Origin of the sequence: Methylorubrum thiocyanatum, from assembly GCA_014138645.1 — a bacterium.
GTDB classification, from domain to species: Bacteria; Pseudomonadota; Alphaproteobacteria; order Rhizobiales; family Beijerinckiaceae; genus Methylobacterium; species Methylobacterium thiocyanatum.
In genome coordinates, this window is sequence record JACJIB010000006.1 from 168,694 (window position 1) to 193,167 (window position 24,474).

Below are 24,474 nucleotides of genomic sequence, written 5' to 3' on the forward strand. Positions count from 1 at the left end.
CGCCCTCCGGAGGGCATCGCCTTCGCAAGACAAGCGACGGCTGGTTCCGCCGCGGGGCAGCCGCAGAGGGCTCCCGTTGCGGTCGTCGGTGCGGTCGTCGATCTTGCGGCGGCGCAGAGGATCCGGCGCGCTCCGCGGCTATGGCACCTCACTCAGGTACCGACGCCAGCCGCCGAACGCGGTGATGTCGCGGGCCCCGGCGAGGCCCGCCGCCTCCACCAGAAACCCCTTCGGGCTCGTGCCGTCGGCGAGCGCCAGCGTCCCGATCGCCAGCGGCGACGGCACGCCGGCCACGAAGCTGCCGAAACCCGCCGGCGGCAGGGCCCAGACCTCGGTAGCGATGGCGCCGCCGGCGCCGGGGTCGACCCGGATCAGGCCGGGCCGCGCCGGGGGGCCGCCGGGGAGGGCGTGCAGGCGGTAGTCCGGCCGCGTCGCGACGGCGCGCAGGAAGCGGGCGCCGCGCCCCGTCAGCTCGCCGTTCAGCGGCAGGCCGGAGAGATGCGCCCCGACGACGGCGATCTCGATCTCGCCGGCCCCGGCGCGGTCCGCGCGCGGCGTCGCCTCCGCCGGAACGGCCACGCCGCTCGCCCCGAGAGTGGCGCCGGCCGCCGCGTGGAGGCGGGCGCCGAGTTCGGCGATGAGCCCGTCCGCCCCGCGCGGGGCGATCAGCGTCACGCCCGAGGGGAAGCCGTCGGCGCGGGGGCGCCCCGGCACCGCCAGCGCGCAGAGGTCGAGCAGGTTCACGAAGTTGGTGTAGGTGCCGAGTTCGCTGTTGGGGCCGATCGGGTCGGCGTCGAGCTCCGCCACCCGGCGCGGGCGCGGATAGGTCGGGACCACCAGCACGTCGATCCCCTGCCAGACCGCTTCCGTCGCGCGGCGCAGCTCGGCCAGTCGGTAGAGGCCGGCGAAGGCATCCGCCGCCGAGTGGGCGTTCGCCGCGCCGATGATCGCCCGCGTGGTCGGGTGGAGGGAATCGGGCCTTGCCTCGATGAAGCCGCGGATCGCCTGATAGCGCTCGGCCACCCAGGGGCCGGCATAGAGGAGCTGCGCCACGGCGAAGAAGGGCGCGAGATCGATCGCCGTCGCCTCACCGCCGAGCACCGCCCGGAGATCGGCCAGCGACGCGTCGAAGGCACTCTCCGATTGGGGATCCCCGCCGAAAATCCGGCCGGCCGCGTCCGGCACGCCGACCCGCAGGCCCGGCGGCAGGGCGCCGGGACGGGGCGGCAGCGGCAGGGACCGCGAATACGGGTCCTCCGCATCGTAGCCGGCCATGACCCGATAGACCGCATCGGCCTCCGCTACGGTGCCGGCGAAGACGGAGAGAGTGTCGAGGGTGCGGCAGGCGGGGACCACACCGCGGCTCGAGACGCTGCCGAGGGAGGGTTTCAATCCCACGATGTTGTTGAGGCCGGCCGGAACCCGGCCCGAGCCCGCCGTGTCGGTGCCGAGGCTGAAGCCGACGAGGCCGCGTGCCACCGCCACCGCCGAGCCGGAGGAGGAGCCGCCCGGCACGACGGCCGGATCGATGGCGTTGCGCGGGACGGGATAGGGCGTGCGCACCCCGACGAGCCCGGTGGCGAACTGATCGAGATTGGTCTTGCCGATGAGCAGGGCGCCGGCCGCGAGCAGGCGCTCCACCGCCGGAGCGCTCGCCTGCGGCGTGAAGGCGAAGTCCGGGCAGGCCGCGGTGGTGGGAAGCCCGGCGACGTCGACATTGTCCTTCACCGCGAAGGGCACGCCCCAGAGCGGCTTCGTCTCCGGGTCGAAGGACCCGAGGGCGCGGGCGGCCGCCCGCAGCTCCGCCTCGGGGACCAGCGCGAGGAAGATGCCGGGATCGTCGGCCGCCGCGATCCGGCGGTAGGTCTCGGCCACCACCGCCTCGGGCGAGAGGCCGGCGGCGTAGGCGGCATGGAGCGCGCTGACGCTCGGGAAGGCGGGGACCGTCATGTGCGTTCTCAGTCCGTGACAGGGCGGAGCGGCGAGCCGGCGGCACGGCGCCCAGAATTCGAAGGGGTTCTGTTCGAAGGGGTTTTGGGCCGGCTTTGGCCTATCGCGGCCTCTCGCCGGCCCGGATGCGGGCTTGAACGCGGGTTCGATCAGCGTCCGGCAGCCGCCCGGCCGCCCGGGCCTGGAGGCCCAGGGCGATCAGGCTGGCGACCGAGGCGAGGACGCGTTGGATCCGCTGCATCATGGGCCGTCTCCGGTGGGGCGGGGTGCGGGCCGACGGGCCTTGCAGATGGCCCTTGCAAGATCCGTCCCGGCCTCAGAGTTCGAGGATGGCGACGAGGTCGCCGCCGCGCAGGGTGCGGCCGGGCTGGGCTCGGATCTCGCGGACCCGGCCGCCGACGGGGGCGGTGACGGCCACTTCCATCTTCATCGATTCGAGGATCGCCACCGTCTGGCCGGCGGCCACGACCTCGCCCGCGCCGACGAGGACTTTCCAGACATTGCCCGGCACCGTCGTCGGCACGCCCTCGCAGCCCGGCGGGATCGCGGCGGCTTCCTCGGCCAGAGCCTCGTCGGCGACGAAGCTGTCGAGCCCCTCCGCCTTCCAGCGCTCGCGCTCGGCGGTGAAGGCCGCCTGCTGGCGGGCACGGGCCGCGTCGATCTCAGCGGCGTTGTCCGCGAGCCTCGCCCGGTGCGCGGCGTAGGAGAAGGTGCCCTCCTCGATCCGCACCGGATAGGCCCCGTGGGGGAAGGCGGCACGCGCCTCGGTGAGTTCGTCGTGCGAAACGGGGACGAAGCGGATGCGATCGAAGGGCCGTAGCAGCCACGGATGGCCGGGCACGAATTCGCGGGTCGTGCGCCACGTGTTCCAGATCTGGATCGTGCGCCCGAAGAGCTGGTAGCCGCCCGGCCCCTCCATGCCGTAGATGCACATATAGGCGCCGCCGATGCCGACCGCGTTCTCCGGCGTCCAAGTGCGGGCGGGGTTGTACTTGGTCGTCACGAGGCGGTGGCGCGGATCGACCGGGGTCGCCACCGGCGCGCCGAGATAGACGTCGCCCAATCCCATCACGAGGTATTCGGCGTCGAAGATGATGTCGCGCACCGCCGCCTCGTCGGGCAGGCCGTTGATGCGGCGGATGAACTCGATGTTCGAGGGGCACCAGGGTGCGTTGGGGCGCACCAGTTCCTGATACTTGCGCATCGCGAGCTCCGCCTGCGGGTCGTTCCACGACAGCGGCAGGTGGACGGTGCGGCTCGGGACGCTGACATCCTCGGCGGCCGGCAGACCGGCCTCGATCTCGCGCAAGAGCCCGAGGAGGCGGGGGCGCGGCAGCGACGCGCCGTCGTAATGGATCTGCAGCGAGCGGATGCCCGGCGTCAGATCGATCAGCCCCGGCAGGCGGGCGCTTCGCACCGCCTCGGCGAGCAGATGGACCCGCAGCCGCAACCCGATATCGAGAGCCATCGGGCCGTACTCGACGAGGAGGTTGTCGTCGCCCTGGCGGCGATAGGCGACGGGGACCGGCCCGGTCTCGTCGCGGGCGAGGATCGGGGAGCCAGCGGCCATCCCTGCGCCGCCGATCACGGCGGGGGCGGCCGGCGCGAGGGCCGCGTCCTCCGGGCGGGCCACGGGATGGAACCGCACGCGGTCGCCGGGCCGGAGCTGGCCCATCTTCCAGAGTTCATCGCGGGCGATCACCGCCGGGCAGACGAAGCCGCCGAGACTCGGGCCGTCCGGGCCGAGCAGGATCGGCATGTCGCCGGTGAAGTCGATGGCGCCGACGGCGTAGGCGTTGTCGTGCAGGTTGGAGGGATGCAAGCCCGCCTCGCCGCCGTCGGTGCGGGCCCAGCGCGGGGTCGGGCCGATCAGGCGCACGCCGGTGCGGGCCGAGTTGAAGTGCACCTCGTAGGACGCCGCGAACAGGTCGGCGATGTCGGCCTCCTGGAAGAAGTCGGGCGCGCCGTGCGGGCCGTAGACGACGCCGATCGCCCAGTCCTGGGTCAGCGGTGCGGGCTCGGGCGAGGCGGCCGCGACCTCGGGCGCGTCGCCGAGATGGAGCACGTCGCCGGCCTTCAGCACGCCCGTGGCGTGGCCGCCGAAGGCGCCGAGCGCGAAGGTCGCCCGCGAGCCGAGCACCACGGGCGCCGCGAAACCGCCGCGCAGGGCCAGATAGGCGCGCTGGCCCGGCCCCTCGATCGCGCCGACGGTCAGCGTCTGGCCCGCTGTCACCGAAAAGGCTTCCCCGTGCGGGCGCGCCTCGCCATCGAGGGTGAGCCGCATCGCGGCGCCGGCCAGCGCGATCCGAGCGTCCGCGTGGAAGCGCAGCGTCGGGCCGGAGACGGTGAGTTCGAGGGCGCAGGTGTCCGGCCCGTTGCCGACGAGCGCATTGGCGGTGCGGAAGGAACGCGCATCCATCGGCCCGCTCGGGGGCACGCCGACCTCCCACAGGCCGAGGCGGCCGGGCAGTTCCTGCAGGCTCGATTGCGGGCCGGGCAGCAGAACCTCGATGCTGCGCGGGTGGTATTCGAGGTCGCGCAAGGCCGTCGTCGCGACCCGGCCGCTGGCGAAGAGATCGGAGGCGGCGATGGTGCGCAGGTAGTCGAGATTCGTCTCGATCCCGGAGACGGCAGTGTCGCCGAGCGCCTCCCGGAGGGCCGCGATCGCCGCCGGCCGGTCGGCGCCGGTGACGATGATCTTGGCGAGCATCGGGTCGTAGAACGGCGTGACCTCGGTGCCCGCACTGATCCAGCCGTCGATGCGGGCGGACTCCGAAAAGCGCACCTCGGTGAGCAGGCCGGCGCTCGGGGCGAAGTTGGCGTGCGGGATCTCGGCGTAGAGCCGCGCCTCGATCGCCGCACCCCGCGGCACGAGCGGCCCAGCCGCGCCGATCGGGTCCTCGCCCGCGGCTTGCCGCACCATCCACTCGACGAGATCGATGCCGAACACGGCCTCCGTCACCGGATGCTCGACCTGAAGCCGCGTGTTCACTTCGAGGAACGAGAAGTCCTCGCGCTGCGGATCGTAGATGAACTCGACCGTGCCGGCCGACGCGTAGGCGACGCTCTCGCCCAGCGCCACCGCCGCCGCGTGGAGGCGGGCGCGCACCGGCTCGGAGAGGCCGGGGGCCGGCGTCTCCTCGATCACCTTCTGGTTCCGGCGCTGGAGCGAGCAGTCGCGCTCGCCGAGCGCCACGACGCGGCCCCGCCCGTCACCGAAGATCTGCACCTCGACATGGCGGGCCTGCGCCACGAAGCGTTCGAGATAGACGCGGGCATCGCCGAAGCTGGCGCGGGCCGTGCGCTCGACCGCGGCGAAGCGCTCGGCCAGTTCTTCCGCCGAATGGCAGAGCTGCATCCCGATGCCGCCGCCGCCCGCCGTGCTCTTGAGCATGACGGGATAGCCGATGGCCTCGGCCGCCCTCAGCGCGGTCTCGACATCGGGCAGCAGGTCGGTGCCGGGCAGAAGCGGCACGCCGCTGACTTTCGCGAGATCGCGGGCGGTGTGCTTGAGGCCGAAGGCGCGCAGATGCTCCGGACGCGGGCCGATGAAGCGGATGCCTTCCGCCGCCAGCCGCTCGGCAAAGCCGACATTCTCCGACAGGAAGCCGTAGCCGGGATGAACGGCCTGCGCCCCCGTCGCCCGGCAGGCGGCGATCACCGCCTCGACGTCGAGATAGCTCTGCGCGGCCGGCGCCGGCCCGAGGCGCACCGCCTCGTCGGCGGCGAGCACGCCCGGCGTGAAGCGGTCGGCATCCGAATAGACGGCGACCGAGGGTATTCCCATGCGCTTGAGCGTGCGCACGACGCGGGCGGCGATCTCACCGCGATTGGCGACCAGAACCTTCTCAAACATCGGCCGAACCCTCGCGCACCGTCACGCGGATCGGCGTGGGGTTGAAGCCGTTGCAGGGGTTGTTGATCTGCGGGCAGTTCGAGATCACGCAGATCACGTCCATCTCGGCCCGGAGCTCGACGTAATCGCCGGGCGACGACACGCCGTCGACGATGGCGAGCCCGCCATCCTGCTCGATCGGCACGTTCATGAAGAAGTTGATGTTCGGCACGATGTCGCGCTTCGACAGGCCGTACTTCGCCACTTCCAGCGCGAAGTTCTCGCGGCAGGCGTGGAGATACTTGGTGGCGTGGCCGAAGCGGACGGTGTTGCTCTCGCAGGAGCAGGCTCCGGCCGAGGTGTCGTGGCGCCCGCAGGAATCGGCGGTGACGGTGAGCATCACCCGGCCCTCGTTCGACATCACCCGCGTGCCGGTGGTGACGTAGGCCGCGCCCTGCGCGCGCACGGTGTCCTGCGAGGAATAGCGCTCGCCCAGGTCGTCGGCCCGGTAGAACAGGGTGTCGACGGCTTGGCAGCCCTCCAAATCCTCGATGCGGATGATCTGGCCGGCCCGCACGAGGGTGGAGAACGGCGCCTGGGCGGGCACGACCTGATCCAGAACGACATGATCGAAGAGCGTGGTCACGGTGTCGGTCATCGGTCTTGCCTCCCCTCAGAAGCCGGCGGCGGCGTTGTTCTCGAAGCCGCGCACGGCCTCGATCGTGGCGGTGCGGCAGAGGTCGTCCGCCGCCGGGGCAGGCGCCCGGAAGCGGGTGACCGCGACCGGGTTCGGCGCGTAGTCGGGCGTCGGATCAAGGGGGTGGGGGCAGTTCGAGAGGGCGACGATCAGGTCCATCTCGGCGCGCAGGTCCACGAAGTCGCCCAGGGCGCGGCCGGATGCGTTCCACCCGAGCCGGCCCTCCGGCCCGACGACGACGGGGGCGAAGAAGCTGATGCAGGCGGGGATGTCGCGCCGGTCGAGCCCGGTCTTGAGGGCGGCCAGCACGAGGTTGTCGCGGGTGTTGCGATGCGGACCGCCGGCATAGCGCGCCGCGTTCGAGGCGGCATTGGAGCCGCCGACGAGCGCGTCGTGGCTCCCGCAGGAATCCTCGATCAGCGAAAACATCACCCGGCCCATGTCGGAGAACAGCACCCGGCCTTTGCGCAGGGCGGCCGTCCACTGCACCTTCACGGTGTCGGCATAGTTCAGCCGCTCGCTCGGATCGGCGGCCGACCACGCCACCAGCGCGACGCTCGACGGGCCGTGATCGAGGCTGAGGCGCAGGGCCTCGCCGGCTTTCAGCGCGGTGGTCCAGTACCAGCCGCCGGGGATCGTCTCGCGGTGGAGGATCGCGGCCGCGTCGAGCGGCACGCCGCCGCGGGGGCTTGGGCCCGGCAGGGCACGCGGGGCATGGCCCTGGCCCGCCCGCTTCAGTTCCTCGTAGCGGCGGCGGTTTTCCGCAATCGCGCTCGCGTCGTCCGACATGGTCGTGTCTCCGATGGGGGCCGGGTCGTCCCGGTCGAAGCGCCCTGTCGCGGCCGGGCCGTCCCGGCAGGCTGTTTTGTCTCGATGATCCCGCGTCCCACCCATCCCCTCATCCTGAGGTGCCGGAGCGAAGCGGAGGCCTCGAAGGAGGGCTCCAGTGCGCTCGCGATCCCTGGAGCCCTCCTTCGAGGCCTCCGGCTCCGCACCTCAGGATGAGGGTTGGGGGTGGGATGGGGTCATGGGTCCGCGGGCACCTCGTAGAAGGCGAAGAGCTTGCGGGCCGGCTCGACGATCTCCCAGGTGCCGGTGAAGCCGGCGGGCGAGACGAAGGCGTCGCCGGCCCGGAAGGTGGTCCGCGTGCCGGCCTCGTCGGTGACGACGATCACCCCTTCGAGCAGGTGGCAGAACTCGCTCTCGGTGAAGACGACCCGCCACGTCCCCCGCTCCGCCGCCCAGGTGCCGGCGGAGAAGCGCCCGTCCGCGCTGGTGAAGTGGAGCGTGGCGGTCTGGACGGGGTCGCCGGCCAGGATCCGCTCCAGTGCCGGACGGTAGGTGGACGGCGCGGCGGTGCTGTTCGCGAAGGCGATGACGGTCTTCATCTCGCTCTCCGCTAGAACAGGTGGCTGTAGCGCTCGATCTCCCACGGGCTCACCGTGAGATGGTAGGCGTTCCACTCCTCGCGCTTGGTGCGGATGAACTCTTCGCGCAGGCCCGCGCCGAGGGTGGCCTCGACCAGGGGATCGGCGGCGAAGGCGTCGACCGCCTCCTGCAGGGTCTGGGGCAGGAAGCCGATGCCGCGCGCCCGGCGCTCGGCCTCGCTCAGCTCGTAGAGGTTGTCCTCGTTGGGCTGGCCCGGATCGATCCGCTCGCGCACGCCCTCCAGGCCGGCGGCCAGTACCAGGGCGGCGGCGAGATAGGGGTTGACCGCCCCATCCGCGTTGCGGCTCTCGCAGCGCCCGCCGCCGGCCGGCACCCGCACCGAGTTGGTGCGGTTGTTCGAGCCGTAGGAGTTGAACACCGGCGCCCAGGAGAAGCCGGCCATCGCCCCCTGGCGCACGAGGCGCTTGTAGCTGTTCACGGTGGGCGCGAAGGCCGCGCAGAGCGCCCGGCCGTGGCGCAGCACGCCGCCGATGAAGTGGTAGCCGGTCTCGGTCAGGCCCAAGCCCCGGGGATCCTCGCCGGGGGCGCAGGCGAACAGGTTGCGGCCGGTCTCGCGGTCGGCGAGCGACATGTTGAAATGCGCGCCGTTGCCGGTGCGGTCGGCGAAGGGCTTGGGCATCATCGTCGCGATCAGGCCCTCCTCCTTCGCGTAATGCTTGGTCATCATGCGGAAGAAGGTCAGCCGGTCGCAGGTCGTGAGCGCATCGGCGTAGTTGAAGTCGAACTCGAACTGTCCGTTGGCATCCTCGTGGTCGAACGAGTACAGATCCCAGCCGAGATCGTTGATCGTGGTTGCGACCTTGTCGAGCCAGGAGAAGTTGTCGACGAAGCCGCGCACGTCGTAGCAGGGTTTTACGAGTTTATCGTCCGCCACCGGCGTGTGCAGCGAGCCGTCCGCGGCTTGGCGTAGCAGGAAGATCTCGCACTCGATGCCGAGGTTGAAGCCGAACCCCATGGCCTCGGCCTGCTGGAGCACGTTCTTCAGCGCGACGCGGGTCGAGAGCGGGTAGGGCTTGCCCTGGAAGGTGAGGTCCGCCGGCGCCCAGGCGAGTTTGCTCTCCCAGGGCAGCGGGATCACCCGCGACAGGTCCGGGACCGAGGCGAGTTCGTCCTCGTTCGGGGCTTGGCCCAGGCCGTCGAGGGCGTAGCCGGTGTAGCGCTCGGAGCCCGCCGCCATCTGCGGCAGGTGGTCGATCGGCACCACCTTGGCCTTCTGCGCGCCGTGGATGTCGACATAGGCGCCGATGACGTATTTCACGCCTTTGCTGCGCAGATCCTCCTGCACGGCGCGCACGTTCGGATCGATGTCGGTTGCGTGGCCCATCTCAGGCTCCTGGCATGGGGACGGCGGGGCCGTCGTAGGAATGGGGAAGGGGCGGGGTCTCGGTGAGGCCGCGCCGGACGAGGGCGGTGAGGTCCTCGACCATCCAGGCGAACAGCTCGGCGCCCTCTGCCGCGCTCGCCTGCGAGGGGGAGCCGGTGACGCCGTTGCGGCTGGTGCGGTTGACCGGGTGGGCGAAGACGAGGTCTTGGGTGCGGTCGGGATCGTCGGCATCGACGATGCGGCCTTCCCGCACGAGGGCGGGGGCCAGAGCCTGCATCAGCGCGGTCTCGGCCCGGTTGGCGTGCCAATCGTCAGCGTCGGCGAAATGGGCCGCGCGCACCCGCTCGCTGACCGTGGCGGTGTTGACGAGCGCGACCATCAGGTCGTCGTGGGCCGCGCGCAGCAGTTCGAGGGCGCAGCGCAGGGGGGCGGCGTTGGTGACGTGGCCGTTGACGAGGAACAGGCGGCGCACGCCCGAGTGATAGGCCTGCGCCCCGATCTGCCGGACGAGATCGGTCATCACGAGCGGATCGAGGGCGATCGTGCCCGGCCAGCGCCGCGAATGGCCGAGCGAGCAGCCATAGGGGAGGGTGGGTAGCATGGGCACGCCGGTGCGGGCCGAGACCTCCCGGCACAGGGTGTCGGCCAGCACGAAATCCATGCCGCAGCCGAGATGCGGCCCGTGCTGCTCGGTGGCGCCGACGGGCAGGAGCACGGCCTGCGCGGCCCTGCCGAGATCGCCGGGGATCTCCTCCCAGGTGCGTTCGGACCAAAGCAGAGGCGTGCTCATTCGACCTCGTCCCCCACGCTCGCCATGCGGGTGACCATGGCGAGGCCGCCGAGATCGGTCGGGCCGTCGGCCTCGGCCTCGCCGGGATGGATCAGCGCGTCGAGCCGGGCGCGGGTGGCGTGGAACTCCGGCGTCTGCATCTGACCGGGATGGCGCGGTCGGGGCACCGGCACCTCGATCAGCTCCTCGACCTCGCCGGGATGGGCCTTCAGGACGAGGATGCGGTCGGCGAGATAGACCGCCTCGTCGAGGTCGTGGGTGATGAAGACGATGGTGATGTCGATCTTGCGCCAGATCTCGATGAGGTAGGCCTGCATCCGCGCGCGGGACTGCGCGTCGAGCGCCGAGAACGGCTCGTCCATCAGGAGGATGCGCGGGCGCATGGCGAGCGCGCGGGCGATGGCGACGCGCTGCTTCATGCCGCCGGAGAGCTGGTGCGGGTAGGCGTCGGCGAAGCGCTCCAGGCCGATCAGGGCGAGCCATTGCGCCGCCTCGCGCTCGGCGACATGGCGCGACTCGCCGTTCTCCTCCAGGCCGAAGGCAACGTTGCGCTTGACGGTGAGCCAGGGGAACAGGGTGTAGCCCTGGAACACCATGCCCCGGTCGGCACCCGGCCCGGAGACCGGCACGCCGCCGACGCTGACGGTGCCCGAACTCTTGGTCTCGAGCCCGGCCAGGATGCGCACGAAGGTGGACTTGCCGCAGCCCGACGGCCCGACGACGCAGAGGAACTCGCGGCGATGGGTGACGAGATCGATGCCGCGCAAAGCCACGGTCTCGGCGCCCTCGGCATTGCGGAACACCTTGCCGAGGCCCTCGACCCGCAGGGCGACGTCGCGGGCCTTCAGCCGGTCGAAGCGGGCGCGCACGGGCTCGCATTGCGTTCGGTAGTCGCAGGTGCCGGCGGGCAGCGGGATGGGCGCGCCGCTCATGCCGTCTCTCATGCCTCGGCCCTCGCATAGGGGAACAGGCGGCGGCCGATCAGCGCCAGGGCGATGTCGGTGGCGATGCCGACGAGGCCGATCACGAGGATCGCCGCGTAGACGTTGTCGAAATGCTGGTAGCGGGCCTGCTGCGTGATGAAGAAGGTGATGCCCGACGAGGTGCCGATCAGCTCGGCGACGATCAGGTAGGTCCAGGCCCAGCCGAGCAGGATGCGCTGGTCGCGGTAGATCTGCGGCAGCACGGCGGGCACGATCACCCGGCGGATCAGGCGCAGGTTGCGCGAGCCCATGGTGAGCGCGGCCTCGACCAGCAGCGGATCGACCCGGCGCGTGGTGTTGGCGATGACGAGCACCTGCTGGAAGAAGGTGCCGATGACGATGATGGCGATCTTGGGCCCGTCATAGATCCCGAGGATCGCGACCATCAGCGCGCCGAAGGCCGGGGCGGGCAGGTAGCGCACGAACTCGATCACGGGCTCGGTCAGCCGGGCGATCGTCGGTTGCGCCCCGCACAGGATGCCCAGCGGCACGCCGACCAGGGAGGAGAGGGTGAAACCCCAGAAGATGATCTGGATCGAGTGCCACAGGCTCGCGGGCAGCCAGATCGCGTCGCGCTGCGGCGGCGGCGCGGTGAGCGCGGTCCAGAAGGCGGTCGCGACCTCGTGCGGCGCCGGCAGATAGACCGGGTTGGCGGATCGCCCCACGGGCGCCGCCGTGCCGGCACTGCCGGCCGCCGTCACCTCTTCGGCGAAGGCCGCCCGCGGCACCCGCATGCCGGGCTCCATCCAGGCCACGTCGCCGGGATCCGTCACCTCGACCAGCGGATGCCAGAGGAAGGGCAGGTAGGAGACGGCGGCCCACAGGCCGAGCGGAATCAGGAAGGAGAGCAGGGTGAGCGCCAGCCGCCGACGCGGCGCCAGCGGGCGGGCCACGCCGATCCAGGAGCGGCCCCGCGGGCGGCGCGTCGGCCCGGCGACGGGGGCGGCCCCCGCCACCGGCGGGAGCGGGGCGACCGCCTCCGCCGGAGCGGCGTCCCGGTCGGTCTGGGGCTGAAGCGGCCGGGCGCTCATCGGCTCGCCTCCCCTCACTTGCCGTCGGTGAGGGCGGGATCGATGGAGGCCTTCACGTCCTGCGGGGTCTTGTAGACCTCGAACTTGACGTTGAAGGCGTCCGCGTGCCGGCTCGACCCGTAGAGCGAGCCGAAGCCGTCGGCATCCTTCATCACCGCGCGGCCCTCGGCGAGCGTCAGGAGCCGGGTGCCCTTGAGGAAGCGGGTGAAGATCGCGGGTTCGACCCCGACCTTGGCCGCCATGATCGCGACCGCGTCGGCTTGCGTCTTCGGATCCTGGATGTAGCCGACCACCCGGTCCCACAGGCCGACGAGCTTGATCCAGTCGGCCCGCCGCGCGGCGAGGCTCGCGGGCGTGACGGTCACCACGTCGTAGATCAGGCCCGGCTGGTCGGCCGAGGTGTAGAGCGGGCGCGCACCCGCCGCGCCGCGCATCGCCTGCCCGGCGATGGGCTGCCACGCACCGATGGCGGCGACGTCGCCGGAGGCGAGGATCTGCGGCGTCTCGTTGGTCTTGGCGTTGACGAGGGTGACGTCGCTCTCCTTGATCCCGGCCTTCTGCAGACCGTCGATCAGGAGGAGGTGCTCGACGAGGCCGACTTCGAGGCCGACCTTCTTGCCCTTGAGCTCGGTCAGCGACTTCACCCCCGGCTTGCCGACGATGATGTCGTTGCCGTTGGAGTAGTCGGTGAGCATGATCATGACGTTGCGGGCGCCGTTGCCGCTCATGACCAGGGCGTCGCCGTTGGTGCAGGTCACGGCATCGAGCTTGCCCGCCGAGAAGGCGTCCATCGAGGCCGAGTAGTCGAACCACTCGAACTTCGCGTCGATCCCGGCCTCCTTGAACCAGCCCTTCTCGATGGCGACCTGCCACGCCACCCAGCCCGGCCAGTCGCTGTAGCCGATACGCAACGGCTCGGCGGCGCCCGCCATCGGCGCGGCGAGGAGGCCGAGGGCGAGGGTCAGCGCGGGCATGCCGCGCCGGAGCCTCGCGAGACCGCCGGTGATCAGACTTGGAATGCGCATGTCTCTCTCGTCTCCTGGGAGGGCCGCAGCGGCCGGACACGGGGCAGGGGCGAGCGCCGGGGATCGAGCGCGCGCAGCGGCGGCGACGGCGGCGAAGCACGCCGTCGGACAGCCGGATCAGGGAGGTTGGCAGGCCGCGGACCGGGGACGCGCAACGTCCTCGCGCCGGGCGCGCGCCTACGGGACGACGGTGGGGAAACCGGGGGGACGCACGGCCAGGACGGGCCGGCGGATGGTGCGCGGACGGACGGGGCTCGAAGAGATCGAACGGTCGATCGTGGAGACTTTGCCGGGCATACGTCCCTTCCAGTACAGAAAGAGATTGTACAAGACCTGTCCTTGCCAATCTCTGGCCAGTGAGGTCTCCCGGGCTTTTATCCCGCCGTGCATCCGGGCGGATGTCTCCCGCCGCGGCAACCGCTCTCGGACCGAACACATCGAAACGATGCTGGAACCCTAGCGATCAACTCCCCTTCACGGTATTTTCGCGACGATACTCAGTCAATACTCCCTGGAAACGAGCCTGCACACGAGATCGTCTTTCGATGCTGATGTTTTGCGCCGATTGCCGATTTGCCTTGCACGACCTCGGCACGGAGGCCGGCCCGGCGCGGCTCACACCGCGAACCGCACCCCCGTCAGGGTCTCCGAGACCGCCCAGAGGCGCCCGGCCGCCATCCGGTCCAGGGCCTGGGCAGCGATCTGCGCCGGCTTGGGATCGCCGCGCGCCTCCCAGATTCCGTCCGGCCCGTAATAGCCCCCGCGCTCGGCTTCCGGCGCCGCGGCGGCGTAGAGGATCGGCAGAGCCCCCTGCGCCGCCGACTGGCCGATCAGCGAGAAGATGATCCGCCCCGCTCCCTGCTGGAGGGCGCCGGCCCGATCGCCCCGGCGGAACACTTCGGTGACCGCGAGCCCCGGATGCGCGGCGAGCGAGGCGATGCCGGAGCCTGCCGCCTTAAGCCGCCGGTCGAGTTCGAGGGCGAACATCAGCAGCGCGAGCTTGCTCTGCCGGTAGGCGGGCTGCGATCCGTAGGTCTTGCGCCAGTGCAGATCGTCGAACCGGATCGCGCCGCCGCGATGGGCGAGGCTCGCCACCGACACCACCCGCGCCGAGGGGCTCAAAGACGGCAGCAGCAGCCCGGTCAGCGCGAAATGGCCGAGATAGTTCGTGGCGAGTTGCCGCTCGAACCCGTCCACGCTCTCCTCGCGCCGGGGCACCGCGGCGATGCCGGCATTGAGCACGAGCCGGTCGATCGGGGCGTCGTCCGGCCAGTCCTCGGCGAAGGCGCGGACCGAGGCGAGCGAGGCGGTGTCGATCCGGCGCACCGACAGCTCGGCGCCGGGATGCTCCCGCCGGATCGCCGCGGCGGCGCGCTCGCCCTTGCCGGGATCGCGCACCGCCAGCACCACCGCGGCGCCCGCCCCGGCCAGCGCCCGCGCCGTCTCGAAGCCGAGCCCGGCGCTCGCTCCCGTCACCACAGCGCGGCGACCGGCCTGGGACGGGATGTCGGCAACGGTCCAGGGATGTCGCGCCATCGGGCAGGGGTCCTCACGCGGCGGGAATCGAACGACGCTCGGTCGCGCGCTTCCGTAGCGGCCGGCGTGATCGCCGGGAAGACGGCGCGCCGGCTGAGGCGGAAACCACGGTGCGTATCCCCGGTTCGCGCCGGGACGGCGGAGGGCCCTGTTCCGGCCGCGAGATCCCGGCTGCGACGGCCCACGGCCGCGCCCTATCCGAAATCGCCCGTTGCGGTCGGTTTTAGAAACGATCCATTTCCATCGTTTCTCATTTTCAAATCAGCGCCACGGGTCCATTCTCCCTCTCGCCAAGCAACGGCCGGGCCTCCCGGAAGGGGAGTACGTTTACGACGGCCCACCGGACACCGCCCACACAAGACCTTCAGCCCTTGAGGAGCGACATCATGGCGACGATCACCACGCAGGACGGGACCGAGATCTTTTACAAGGACTGGGGTCCGAAGGAGGCGCAGCCGATCATGTTCCATCATGGCTGGCCGCTCTCCTCCGACGACTGGGACGCGCAGATGCTGTTCTTCGTGCGGGAGGGATTCCGCGTGGTGGCGCATGACCGGCGCGGCCATGGCCGCTCGGCGCAGGTGCCGGACGGGCACGACATGGACCATTACGCCGCCGACGCCGCGGCGGTCGCCCAGCATCTCGACCTGAGGAACGCCGTCCATATCGGCCACTCCACCGGCGGCGGCGAGGTCGCGCGCTACGTCGCCCGGCACGGCGAGCCGCAGGGCCGCGTGGCCAAGGCGGTGCTGGTGAGCGCCGTGCCCCCCTTGATGCTCCGGACCGAGGCCAACCCGGAGGGGCTTCCGATCGAGGTCTTCGACGGCTTTCGCGCGGCGCTGGCCGCCAACCGCGCCCAGTTCTTCCTCGATGTCCCGACCGGCCCGTTCTACGGCTTCAACCGCGACGGCGCGACGGTGCACGAGGGCGTGATCCGCAACTGGTGGCGCCAGGGCATGATGGGCTCGGCCAAGGCCCATTACGAGGGCATCAAGGCGTTCTCCGAGACGGACCAGACCGAGGATCTGCGGGCGATCTCGGTGCCGACCCTCGTCCTCCACGGCGAGGACGACCAGATCGTGCCGATCGTCGCCGCGGCCCACAAGTCGATCAAGCTCCTGCGCAACGGCACGCTGAAGACCTATCCGGGCCTCTCGCACGGCATGCTCACCGTCGATGCCGACCGGCTCAACGCCGACCTCCTCGCCTTCATTCGCGGCTGAGGAGCGGCCTCAGCGGGAAGGCTCGCCATCGCCGGGGAGCGGTCCGGCTCCCCGGTCGCCGACGCGGTGGAGCGCCGCGTGCACCCGCGGCGGGTACGGCACGCCCGCCGCGTCCATGGCCGGCCCGTCGAAGGTGTCGATGCCTGGCAGCAGTACCGTCTCGGGCCGGGCCGAAGCGACGAAGACCTGCTTGGCATGGCCCGGCCGCACCTCGATCGCCGCCGGATCGTCCAGGGTACCGGCATAGACGCCGCACAGGCCGGGGAAGCGCTCGAACGTCATGAACAGCGTCGTCCCGCAGAATGCGCAGAAATGCAGGTCGAGGAGCCGGCCGCTGCCCTCCGAGCGATGCTGGTACACGCGCGGAACACCGGCGGTGACGCTCAGGGCGTCGCGGTCGAACAGCGGCTCGACGAGATGGCTCGAGCCGGTCGCGCGCTGGCAGAAGCGGCAGTGGCAGAGCGTGACCCGCAGCGGCGGGGCGCGGACCTCGTAGCGCAGCGCCCCGCACAGACAGCCGCCCGACAGAACCGGCATGCGCCCTCCGCACGAAATCGGACCGCGCCGCGCACGGCCGAAGCATCCGCGAGACTAGGACGTGATCTTAAGTCGGCAGAGCGGTCGGGACTATCGCAAAAGCATGTTCCCTCCAGCGAGACCGCCGAGGCAGGTGCGGGATCGGGCGGCAACGCGCCGGGCCTCTGTGCAGGATTGCTGCGGGTCGGCCTCACGCATCGAGCGAGGCGTCCGCCCTGGCCCGGGCCGCCCGATGCCGGCGTTGATCCGATCACCGTGGCGCCAGCCGCGCATGGGCCCGCGCGCATGGGCCCGACCGCGATCCGTTCCATGACGGGGTGTACCGCTTCGTCCGGCCCGGCGCAGTGGCGGCGCTTTCGACTCTCCAGCAGGGTGACGTGGCGGCGGCAGCCATCCGCGCGATTTCAGATCGTACTCTCCTCGCGCGGCTCCCCGCTCCGGTCGGCCGGAGCGCAGGGCCGGACCGGCCGCCTGTACGAGCCGGCACAAACCTCTTACGCTGTGGGCATGCTTGATGAGCGCCCCTCGGTCGATCCGCATCTGGCGCGGACCGCCGAGCTCATGGCGGAGGCCCGATCCCTGGAGGATGTCGTCGCCGTCCTGACCCGGACGGCGCGCTGGATCGCCGGCGCCGACGGCATCGCCGTCGTGCTGCGGGACGACGGCTTCTGCCACTACGTCGCCGAAGACGCGATCGAGCCGCTCTGGAAGGGGTGCCGCTTCCCGCTCGAGGCGTGCGTGTCGGGCTGGGCGATGCTGAACCGGGAAACGGCCGTCGTTCCGGATATCGGCGGCGATCCGCGCATTCCGGCCGCCTCCTACGCCTACAAGGCGATCCGGAGCCTCGTGATGGTGCCGATCGGCGCCCCCGAGCCCGTGGCCGCCCTCGGCGCCTATTGGTGCGCCATGGTCTGGCTCGACACGGTAACGGTGGCGCGCCTCGAAGCCCTGGCGGGTCAGGCCACGGCGGCCCTCGCCCGGCTGCACGGGCAGCGCAGCCTCGAGCCGACCGCGCCCTGAAGCCCGGCGCCCATCGTCTCCCGCCTCGTTTGCCGCACGGTTTCGTCGTGACCGACCGGCCGCGCGGGCGTATGGAGCGGCGATCGAGAGCCTCGTCTTCCCCGAAAGCCGGCGCCGAGCTTTCGGGACGATGTTCCAGGAGGATGCATGCCGGTTTTCGTTCTCAGGGGCGCCCACCGGTCCGCCGACGGCCAGATCGGGCCAGCCCTGTTCGAGGAGACGATTACGGCGGCCGACCCGGGCGAGGCGATCCGCCTCGCCAACGCGCAGGATCTCTCGACCAAGGACGAGCGGGCCAACGCGCTGTGGCTCGTCGATGCCCAGGGCGTCCTGCACTGGTCCCTGCGGCGCGCGGACCGGGATTGACGGGGGAAAACCGGCCCGGCTGCGCACGAATTGGTCTTTGCCGGCGCTTTCGTGCTAAGTCCGAGGCAGAAATCCTCGACGGTCCCGCTCGGGGTTTTTTGCCGTCCCACGCCCGATTTCTGCTGCGTCGGGACGCCGCGCGCCGCCGCCGGGACGTCACGCGGTGCGAGCTTTGGCCGAAAGATCTTTGATGAGCGACGACATCGACGCCAAGACCCGCGCCGCCGAGCGCGCGGAACGGGCCGAGCGCATGGCCCGCGAGGGCCAGCAGGCCATGGCCGAGCATCTGGCCGCGGTCAAAGCCGTGGATGAGCGCACCGTGCGCCTGCGGGCGCTGCGCCTCGCCAAGGAGGCCGAGGAGGCTGCGGAGCGGGCCGCCAACCCGCCCGCGCCCAAGCGCGGCCGCAAGAAGGCGACGGCCTGACCCCCATGGCCATCGACCGCACCCGCCGCCCGAGCGACCCGCGTCAAGCGGCCGAAGCCGCCTTCCGGGCGGTCACCCGCAAGACTCCCGAAGCCGCGCCGGCGCCGGCGCGGGCCCCCATCGTTCCCGGCGCGCGCGAGACCGTGTCCCTGCGCATCGATCGGGCGGTGCTGGAGCATTTCCAGAAGGACGGCCCCGGCTGGCAGGACCGCATCAACGCCGCCCTCAAGGCCGCCGCGGGCCTGTGAGGCGCGGGGCGGCGAGACGGCGGGCCGTGCGGAACGCGGCTGTGAGAGCACCCGCGCGCGGATGAGCCTGCCCCTCGCTCCTTCCCGGAGGGGAATCCTCAGGGGACGGGCCGCGTGAGCGCGCCCGCAGCCTGGTTCGGCCTCGGTGCCGAAGAGACCACGGCCCTCCTCCTGTCCCTGCGCGTCGCCGCCGTCGCGACGCTGGCGAGCCTGCCCCTGGGCCTGCTGGCGGCGTGGCTGCTGGCGCGCCGCCGCTTTCCCGGCCACGCCCTGCTCGACGGGCTCGTCCACCTGCCGCTGATCCTGCCGCCGGTGGTGACGGGCTACCTGCTGCTCCTCGGCTTCGGCCGGCGCGGGGTGTTCGGCGCATGGCTGGCCGAGATCGGCATCGTGTTCTCGTTCCGCTGGACCGGCGCGGCGCTCGCCTGCGCGGTGATGGGCTTTCCGCTGATGGTGCGGGCCATGCGCCTGTCGATCGAGGCGGTGGACCGCCGGCTCGAACAGGCAGCGGCGACGCTCGGCGCGCCGCCGCCGCTGGTGTTCCTCAGCGTGACCCTGCCCCTCAGCCTACCCGGCATCCTGGCCGGCGCGGTGCTCGCCTTCGCCAAGGCGATGGGCGAGTTCGGCGCGACCATCACCTTCGTCTCCAACATCCCCGGCGAGACCCAGACCCTGCCCTCGGCGATCTACACCCTCACCCAGGTGCCGGGCGGGGAGGCGGGGGCGCTCCGCCTCACCCTGGTCTCGGTCGCGGTCTCGATGCTGGCCCTCGTCGCCTCGGAGGCGCTGGCGCGGCGGATGAGCCGGCGGATCGGGGCAGGAGGGTGAGGAGCCGCCTGGGACGGGAAGGCGCGGGACCGGGCGCGATTGCGCCTCACGCGTAGGCGTAGGGCCCGCCCCGCTCCAGCGCCCGCTTGTAGGCGGGCCGGGCGTGAATGCGCTCCAGCCAGTCCGTCAGCCGCGGCCCCGCCCCCGTCCCGCGGGCGAAAAAGGCTTCGAGGGGGAAGCTCATCATGATGTCGGCGGCGGTGAAGGCGTCGCCGCAGAAATACGGGCGCTCCGTCAGTTCCGCCTCCCAGTAGGCGGCGTGGCGGCGCAGCTCCGGATCGACGAAGCCGCCGGTGACGCTTTTGGCGATCGCGCGCACCAGCGGACGCAGCAGGGCAGGGCTGCCCGGCGCGAGGCGCGAGAACACGAGCTTCAGCAGCAGCGGCGGCATCGCCGAGCCTTCCGCGTAGTGCAGGAAATAGGTGTAGCGCGCCCGCTCCGGGGTGTCCGGCGGCGGGACCAAGGCGCTGCCGGCGCGGGCGGTGAGGAACTCGACGATGGCGCCGGTCTCGGCGACGACGCGGCCCTCCGCCTCGATCACCGGCGACTTTCCGAGCGGATGCACCGCCCGGAGCTCCCGCGGCGCCAGCATCGTCGCGGGATCGCGGGCGTAGCCCTTCACGGTGTAGTCGAGCCCCAGCTCTTCGAGCAGCCACAGCACCCGCTGCGAGCGGCTGTTCTCCAGATGGTGGACGGTGATCATCGCCTGCCTTTCGCGAACCCTGCGCCGACAACGCGGCGGGCGGCGCTTTGGGCGCCCGTTCGAGCCCCCTTGTGTCCGCCGTCGGCATTTCCGAGAAACCGGCATCACCGTCCGGGCCGGGGCCGCATGACCATCGCCGTCGACGTTTCCCTCCGTCGCGAAGGCTTCGCGCTGGAGGTCGCCTTCACGGCCGGCGCCGGGCTCACCGCCCTGTTCGGGCGCTCGGGCTCGGGCAAGACCACGGTGATCGACCTGATCGCGGGGCTGAGCCACCCGCAGCGCGGGCACATCGTCATCGACGGCACGGTGCTGCTCGACACGGAGCGCGGGATCCGCCTGCCGGTGCATCGGCGCCGGATCGGCTGCGTCTTCCAGGAGGCGCGGCTGATGCCGCATCTCAGCGTGCGGCAGAACCTGCGCTTCGGTCGGTTCTTCTCCCGCGGAACGGACGGCCCGAGCCTCGACGCGGTGGCCGATCTGCTCGGCATCCGCCCGTTGCTGGAGCGGCGGCCGGCGGGCCTGTCGGGGGGCGAGCGGCAGCGGGTGGCGATCGGCCGGGCGCTGCTGGCGCGGCCCCGGCTGCTCTTGATGGACGAGCCGCTCTCGGCGCTGGACGAGGCCCGCAAGCGCGAGATCCTGCCCTATATCGAGCGTCTGCGCGACGAGGCGGGCCTGCCGATCGTCTATGTCAGCCACTCGGTGGCGGAGGTGGCGCGCCTCGCCTCCACCGTGGTGGTGCTGGAGGCCGGCAGCGTGGCGGCGAGCGGCCCGGTCGATGCCGTGCTGCGCCGGCCCGACCTGATCCCGGACGGGGCGGAGGCCGGCAGCGTGCTCGCCATGCGGGTCGAGCGCCACGATCCCGAGGCCGGGCTGACGCGCCTGACCGGACCGGCCGGCCCCCTCGATCTGCCGCTGATCGACGCCCCCGCGGGCCGCCGCCTCAACCTGCGGGTGCCCGCCCGCGACGTGCTGCTGGCCCTGGCCCGGCCCGAGGATCTGAGCGCCCGCAACGTCCTGCCCGGCCGCGTCGCCGCGCTGCGGGAGGAGGGCACCGCCTGCCTCGTCGAGGTGGCCTGCGGCGAGGCGACACTCGCCGCCCGCCTCACCCGCGCCTCCGCCCGCGACCTCGGGCTGAGCGTCGGGCGCCCGGTCTTCGCCATCGTGAAGAGCGTGGCGCTCGATGCCGGGTCCGCACCGGAAGGCGGGCGGATCGAGATCTGAGGGACCGCCGGTCCGCTCACCCCCCGCGCTTTGCATCCGCGCCTGGCGAAGCGCGAAGGTCCGTCGGCGGTCGGGCGGCGGGCCGGCGCGGGATCGCCCAGTGTTGTCCGCTTGCCGGCGCGAGGATTGCCGGAACGGGATCCTCCCGACTAAGCTGTGCCGTAGGGACGCGCGAACCCGGCCGAAACGCCGGAGCCCGCGCATGAGCCCGCAGAATGAGCAGGATCGCTCAGGGGGAGGGGGAAGCGTGCCGGACGGGGGGGCACCTGCCGACGCAGAACTTGCGCGGCTGATCGGGGCCGTGGCCGCGGGCGACCGCGCGGCTCTGCGCGCGCTCTACGATGCGGCGGCCCCGAAACTTCTCGGGATCATCCTTCGTATCCTGCAGGACCGGAGCGCGGCCGAGGATGCGCTGCAGGAGGTGTTCGTGCGCATCTGGCAGCGGGCAGGCACGTATGATCCGCAGGCCGGCCCCCCGCTCGTCTGGCTGGGCGCGATCGCCCGGCACAAGGCCATCGACCGGCTGCGTCAGGACAAGGCCGCCCGGCTGACCCAGGCCGAAGAGGGCTGGATCGAACGCCTGGCCGATGCAAGCGACGGCGAGACGGATCTCGCCCGCCGCGATGCCCTCGCGCATTGCCTCGACACCGTGGACGCCGCCCAGCGCGACTGCCTCGTCCTGGCCTATTGCGAGGGTTGGTCGCGCGAGGAACTGGCCGCACGCTACGACCGGCCCGTCAACACGATCAAGACGTGGCTGCGCCGCGGCCTGCTCAGCCTGCGCGGCTGTCTGGAGGCAGCATGAGCGAGGGCGCCTTCCCCCCGCCGTTCTGGGCCGAGGACCCCGATGGGGCGGCCGGCGAGTACGTCCTCGGCACCCTCACACCGAGCGAGCGCGCCGCCTTCGCGCGGGCCTTGGAGCAGGATCCCGCCCTGCGCGCGGCGGTGATGGCCTGGGAGAGGCGGCTGGCGCCGCTCGCTGCAACGGCACCGGCCGTGGCGCCCGGCCCGCAGGTCTGGGAGGCCATCGAGGCCCGGATCGCGACGCCTCCGGTGGCCGAGGCCGCGGATCTGCGGGTGCGGCGCCTGGAGCGCGGGCTGCGGCGCTGGCGGTTCGCAGCGGGGGGCGCGGCGGCACTCGCGGCGGGCCTCGCCCTCTGGATCGTGGCGGCGCCGCGACCGGCGACCGTGGGCACGCCGCAATATCTGGCCGTGGTCGACCGGGGCGGCAGCCTTCCGGCGCTGATCGTGCGCGTCGATCTCGCCAGCGGCGTCGTGCAGGTCCGCAGCCTCACGGCGGAAACCCCGCCCGACCGCAGCCTGGAGCTCTGGTACATCAACGAGGGCGCCGCGCCCCGCTCGCTCGGGCTGGTCACGGAGGCGACCGAGACCATCCCGGTGCCGGCGGATCTTCGCGACGGCGTCGCCCGCGCGACCTTTGCCGTCACGGTCGAGCCGAAGGGCGGTGCGCCCGGCGGCAAGGCCACGGGCCCGGTCGTCTATTCGGGCCGTCTCATCCGCGATTAGAGCGCATTCCGACGACGTGGAAGCCGGTTCGCCGGAAGAATGCGCGTCACCTCAAAGGCCCGCAGCCCCTCCCGGCCGGGGCCGGAAGGGGCTGCGCGAGACGGCGGGCGGTGTTCGCCCGCCCGCCGGCACGGCTCAGGGCATCAGCACGCCGTTGATGACGTGGATCACGCCGTTCGACTGCATCACGTTGGCGATCGTGACGCGGGCGGTGTTGCCCTTGGCGTCGGTCAGGGTCAGCCCCTTGCCCCCGCGGGCCATCGCCACGGTGAGCGGCTCGCCCTGAACCGTCTTCAGCGTGGCCTCGCCACCGCCGTCGCGGACCATCTTCATCAGGGCCTTCGCGGTGTAGGTGCCCGGCACCACGTGATAGGTCAGGATGCCGGTGAGCTGCGCCTTGTTCTGCGGCTGCACCAGGGTCTCGACCGTGCCGGGCGGCAGCTTGCTGAAGGCGGCGTCGGTCGGTGCGAACACGGTGAAGGGGCCGGGGCCCGACAGCGTGTCGACGAGGCCCGCGGCCTTCACGGCGGCGACGAGCGTGGTGTGATCCTTCGAGTTGACCGCGTTCTCGACGATCGTCTTGCTCGCATACATCGGCGCGCCGCCGACCATCGGGTTCTTGGCGAGCGCCGGGACGGCGGCGGCCGCGAGGGCGAGGCCGAGGGTGAGGCGGAGAAGGCTCTTGGACATGATGTCTCCCTGACGATGCGCCCCGGCCGGGGGCGTCGCGGGCCTCTACGGGGATCACGGCCCGGAAAGTTTCAGCCGCCCGCGGCGGTAGGACGAAAAAAATCGGCGGCGCGCCGTCCAGCACATCCGGCCGCGGCAACGGCCGGCCTCATCGGCCGAACGGCGGCACGGGGCCGGCGACCGAGCGGCATCCCGTCCCCGGAGCCAAATTCCGGAACACCCCGCGCGGCCGAATCGCGCTATAGCCCCGTCCATGGACGCCGACGGTCGACCGTCGGCCCGCACCCTCGGCGACCCGTCCGGGATCGGTTCCCGAGGCGGCCTGTCGAGGCTGCCGCGGCCGAGCGGGGCCAGGGTGAGCGCGATGCCCGTCATGCCGGATTCGGCCGATCTTTGCCCGGAGGCCTCCGGAAACCGCAGCGATGGCGCGGGGGCCGCGAGCGGAACCGCCCCCCGACGGAATGCCAGCGCCCCGCCGGAGGACGACTGGTCGCCGTGGCATCCGGGCGAACTGGCGCGGCGGCTGGAAACCGTGGCGCGGCCCTGGTGCGTCGTCGGCGGCTGGGCCCTCGACCTGTGGCACGGGCACCAGACCCGCGACCACGAGGATCTCGAATTCACAGTGCTGCGCGAAGATGTCGGGGTCTTCTGCCAAGCCTTGGCGGACATGACGCTCTACACGGTGGCCGACGGTCGCTTCGAGCGCCTGCCTGAAGGCGAAGAGCCGCCGTCTCACATTCTCCAGATCTGGTGCTTCGATGCCCGCGCCGCCCGCTGGCGGGTCGATCTGATGATCGAGCCGGGCGGGCCGGACGTCTGGGTCTGTCGGCGCTGCCCGACCATCCGGCATCCCCGCGCGGCGATGGTGGCATCGACGCCCGACGGCATCCCCTATCTCAGGCCGGCCGCCGTTCTGCTGTTCAAGGCGAAGCATCGGCGCGACAAGGACGAGGCGGATTTCGAGCGGGCCCTGCCGCATCTGACCGGCGGAGAACGGCGCTGGCTGCAGGCGAATCTCGACCGCTTGCATCCCGGACATCCCTGGGCGCAGGCATTGTAGGAAAATC

25 protein-coding genes and 1 riboswitch are annotated in these 24,474 nt (G+C 71.9%); of the genes, 10 read left to right on the forward strand and 15 right to left on the reverse strand.

All coding sequences use genetic code 11. The features are described from left to right. Positions 1–138: 138 nt before the first annotated feature. From atzF to HNR51_RS17550, 12 genes are all read right to left on the reverse strand, one after another. Positions 139–1,950, reverse strand: a complete 1,812-nt coding sequence (gene atzF / locus HNR51_RS17495) for an allophanate hydrolase (protein ID WP_182555775.1) — start codon at positions 1,948–1,950, stop codon at positions 139–141. 100 nt (positions 1,951–2,050) lie between these two features. Beyond that, complete coding sequence (locus HNR51_RS17500; RefSeq protein ID WP_165608619.1) at positions 2,051–2,194, reverse strand: hypothetical protein; 144 nt, start codon at positions 2,192–2,194, stop codon at positions 2,051–2,053. Positions 2,195–2,266: 72 nt separating this feature from the next. Beyond that, positions 2,267–5,806 (reverse strand): urea carboxylase, encoded by a 3,540-nt coding sequence (gene uca / locus HNR51_RS17505; protein WP_182555776.1) that lies wholly within the window; start codon positions 5,804–5,806, stop codon positions 2,267–2,269. Beyond that, positions 5,799–6,443 (reverse strand): urea amidolyase associated protein UAAP2, encoded by a 645-nt coding sequence (locus tag HNR51_RS17510; protein WP_182555777.1) that lies wholly within the window; start codon positions 6,441–6,443, stop codon positions 5,799–5,801. The genes uca and HNR51_RS17510 overlap by 8 nt, the downstream gene beginning before the upstream one ends. 15 nt (positions 6,444–6,458) lie before the next feature. Beyond that, entirely contained in the window at positions 6,459–7,271 is an 813-nt protein-coding gene (locus tag HNR51_RS17515; RefSeq protein ID WP_182555778.1) for an urea amidolyase associated protein UAAP1, read from the reverse strand. 236 nt (positions 7,272–7,507) lie between these two features. Then, positions 7,508–7,870, reverse strand: coding sequence for a cupin domain-containing protein (locus HNR51_RS17520; RefSeq protein ID WP_182555779.1), 363 nt, complete (start codon positions 7,868–7,870; stop codon positions 7,508–7,510). 11 nt (positions 7,871–7,881) lie between these two features. Next, positions 7,882–9,255, reverse strand: coding sequence for a type III glutamate--ammonia ligase (gene glnT / locus HNR51_RS17525; RefSeq protein WP_182555780.1), 1,374 nt, complete (start codon positions 9,253–9,255; stop codon positions 7,882–7,884). A gap of 1 nt (position 9,256) precedes the next feature. Beyond that, positions 9,257–10,045, reverse strand: coding sequence for a creatininase family protein (locus HNR51_RS17530; RefSeq protein ID WP_182555781.1), 789 nt, complete (start codon positions 10,043–10,045; stop codon positions 9,257–9,259). Beyond that, positions 10,042–10,989 carry an ABC transporter ATP-binding protein gene (locus HNR51_RS17535; protein ID WP_182555782.1) on the reverse strand — a complete coding sequence of 316 codons (948 nt, stop codon included), beginning with the start codon at positions 10,987–10,989 and terminating at the stop codon, positions 10,042–10,044. The genes HNR51_RS17530 and HNR51_RS17535 overlap by 4 nt, the downstream gene beginning before the upstream one ends. Continuing rightward, entirely contained in the window at positions 10,986–12,059 is a 1,074-nt protein-coding gene (locus HNR51_RS17540; RefSeq protein WP_182555783.1) for an ABC transporter permease, read from the reverse strand. The genes HNR51_RS17535 and HNR51_RS17540 overlap by 4 nt, the downstream gene beginning before the upstream one ends. Positions 12,060–12,073: 14 nt before the next feature. After that, complete coding sequence (locus tag HNR51_RS17545) at positions 12,074–13,084, reverse strand: ABC transporter substrate-binding protein (RefSeq protein ID WP_182555784.1); 1,011 nt, start codon at positions 13,082–13,084, stop codon at positions 12,074–12,076. A gap of 361 nt (positions 13,085–13,445) precedes the next feature. Then, positions 13,446–13,555, reverse strand: a riboswitch (guanidine-I (ykkC/yxkD leader). A 144-nt stretch (positions 13,556–13,699) separates the two neighbouring features. Then, positions 13,700–14,620 (reverse strand): oxidoreductase, encoded by a 921-nt coding sequence (locus tag HNR51_RS17550; RefSeq protein WP_182555785.1) that lies wholly within the window; start codon positions 14,618–14,620, stop codon positions 13,700–13,702. Positions 14,621–15,006: 386 nt separating this feature from the next. Between HNR51_RS17550 and HNR51_RS17555 the strand changes: the two genes are divergently transcribed. Beyond that, positions 15,007–15,843, forward strand: a complete 837-nt coding sequence (locus HNR51_RS17555; RefSeq protein ID WP_182555786.1) for an alpha/beta fold hydrolase — start codon at positions 15,007–15,009, stop codon at positions 15,841–15,843. Between the two features lie 9 nt (positions 15,844–15,852). On the opposite strand, the gene HNR51_RS17560 is transcribed toward HNR51_RS17555, so the two are convergent. Then, a complete protein-coding gene (locus HNR51_RS17560; RefSeq protein WP_182555787.1) occupies positions 15,853–16,380 on the reverse strand; it encodes a GFA family protein in 528 nt (175 codons plus the stop codon). A 507-nt stretch (positions 16,381–16,887) separates the two neighbouring features. Between HNR51_RS17560 and HNR51_RS17565 the strand changes: the two genes are divergently transcribed. The 5 genes from HNR51_RS17565 (at position 16,888) to modB (ending at position 19,266) form a co-directional block, all read left to right on the forward strand. After that, positions 16,888–17,400 carry a GAF domain-containing protein gene (locus tag HNR51_RS17565; RefSeq protein WP_012455743.1) on the forward strand — a complete coding sequence of 171 codons (513 nt, stop codon included), beginning with the start codon at positions 16,888–16,890 and terminating at the stop codon, positions 17,398–17,400. A gap of 147 nt (positions 17,401–17,547) precedes the next feature. Then, the gene (locus HNR51_RS17570) at positions 17,548–17,766 is read left to right on the forward strand and encodes a hypothetical protein (protein ID WP_012455744.1); all 219 of its coding nucleotides are present in this window, start codon (positions 17,548–17,550) and stop codon (positions 17,764–17,766) included. Between the two features lie 190 nt (positions 17,767–17,956). Further along, on the forward strand, positions 17,957–18,190 hold the full coding sequence (locus tag HNR51_RS17575) for a hypothetical protein (RefSeq protein WP_003605770.1): 234 nt from the start codon (positions 17,957–17,959) through the stop codon (positions 18,188–18,190). Between the two features lie 5 nt (positions 18,191–18,195). Beyond that, positions 18,196–18,438: a BrnA antitoxin family protein gene (locus HNR51_RS17580; protein ID WP_182555788.1), complete on the forward strand. Its 243-nt coding sequence runs from the start codon at positions 18,196–18,198 to the stop codon at positions 18,436–18,438. A 114-nt stretch (positions 18,439–18,552) separates the two neighbouring features. Further along, positions 18,553–19,266 (forward strand): molybdate ABC transporter permease subunit, encoded by a 714-nt coding sequence (gene modB, locus HNR51_RS17585; RefSeq protein WP_182555789.1) that lies wholly within the window; start codon positions 18,553–18,555, stop codon positions 19,264–19,266. A 46-nt stretch (positions 19,267–19,312) separates the two neighbouring features. On the opposite strand, the gene HNR51_RS17590 is transcribed toward modB, so the two are convergent. After that, positions 19,313–19,969 carry a glutathione S-transferase gene (locus HNR51_RS17590; RefSeq protein WP_182555790.1) on the reverse strand — a complete coding sequence of 219 codons (657 nt, stop codon included), beginning with the start codon at positions 19,967–19,969 and terminating at the stop codon, positions 19,313–19,315. Positions 19,970–20,095: 126 nt separating this feature from the next. On the opposite strand from HNR51_RS17590, the gene modC reads away from it, so the two are divergent. From modC to HNR51_RS17605, 3 genes are all read left to right on the forward strand, one after another. Continuing rightward, positions 20,096–21,190 (forward strand): molybdenum ABC transporter ATP-binding protein, encoded by a 1,095-nt coding sequence (gene modC, locus HNR51_RS17595; protein WP_182555791.1) that lies wholly within the window; start codon positions 20,096–20,098, stop codon positions 21,188–21,190. Between the two features lie 202 nt (positions 21,191–21,392). Further along, complete coding sequence (locus HNR51_RS17600; RefSeq protein WP_012455749.1) at positions 21,393–21,995, forward strand: sigma-70 family RNA polymerase sigma factor; 603 nt, start codon at positions 21,393–21,395, stop codon at positions 21,993–21,995. Further along, entirely contained in the window at positions 21,992–22,717 is a 726-nt protein-coding gene (locus HNR51_RS17605) for an anti-sigma factor (protein WP_182555792.1), read from the forward strand. The genes HNR51_RS17600 and HNR51_RS17605 overlap by 4 nt, the downstream gene beginning before the upstream one ends. Before the next feature lie 135 nt (positions 22,718–22,852). On the opposite strand, the gene HNR51_RS17610 is transcribed toward HNR51_RS17605, so the two are convergent. Continuing rightward, complete coding sequence (locus tag HNR51_RS17610; RefSeq protein ID WP_182555793.1) at positions 22,853–23,407, reverse strand: fasciclin domain-containing protein; 555 nt, start codon at positions 23,405–23,407, stop codon at positions 22,853–22,855. A 364-nt stretch (positions 23,408–23,771) separates the two neighbouring features. On the opposite strand from HNR51_RS17610, the gene HNR51_RS17615 reads away from it, so the two are divergent. Next, positions 23,772–24,467 carry a nucleotidyltransferase domain-containing protein gene (locus tag HNR51_RS17615; protein ID WP_182555963.1) on the forward strand — a complete coding sequence of 232 codons (696 nt, stop codon included), beginning with the start codon at positions 23,772–23,774 and terminating at the stop codon, positions 24,465–24,467. Positions 24,468–24,474 lie beyond the last annotated feature (7 nt).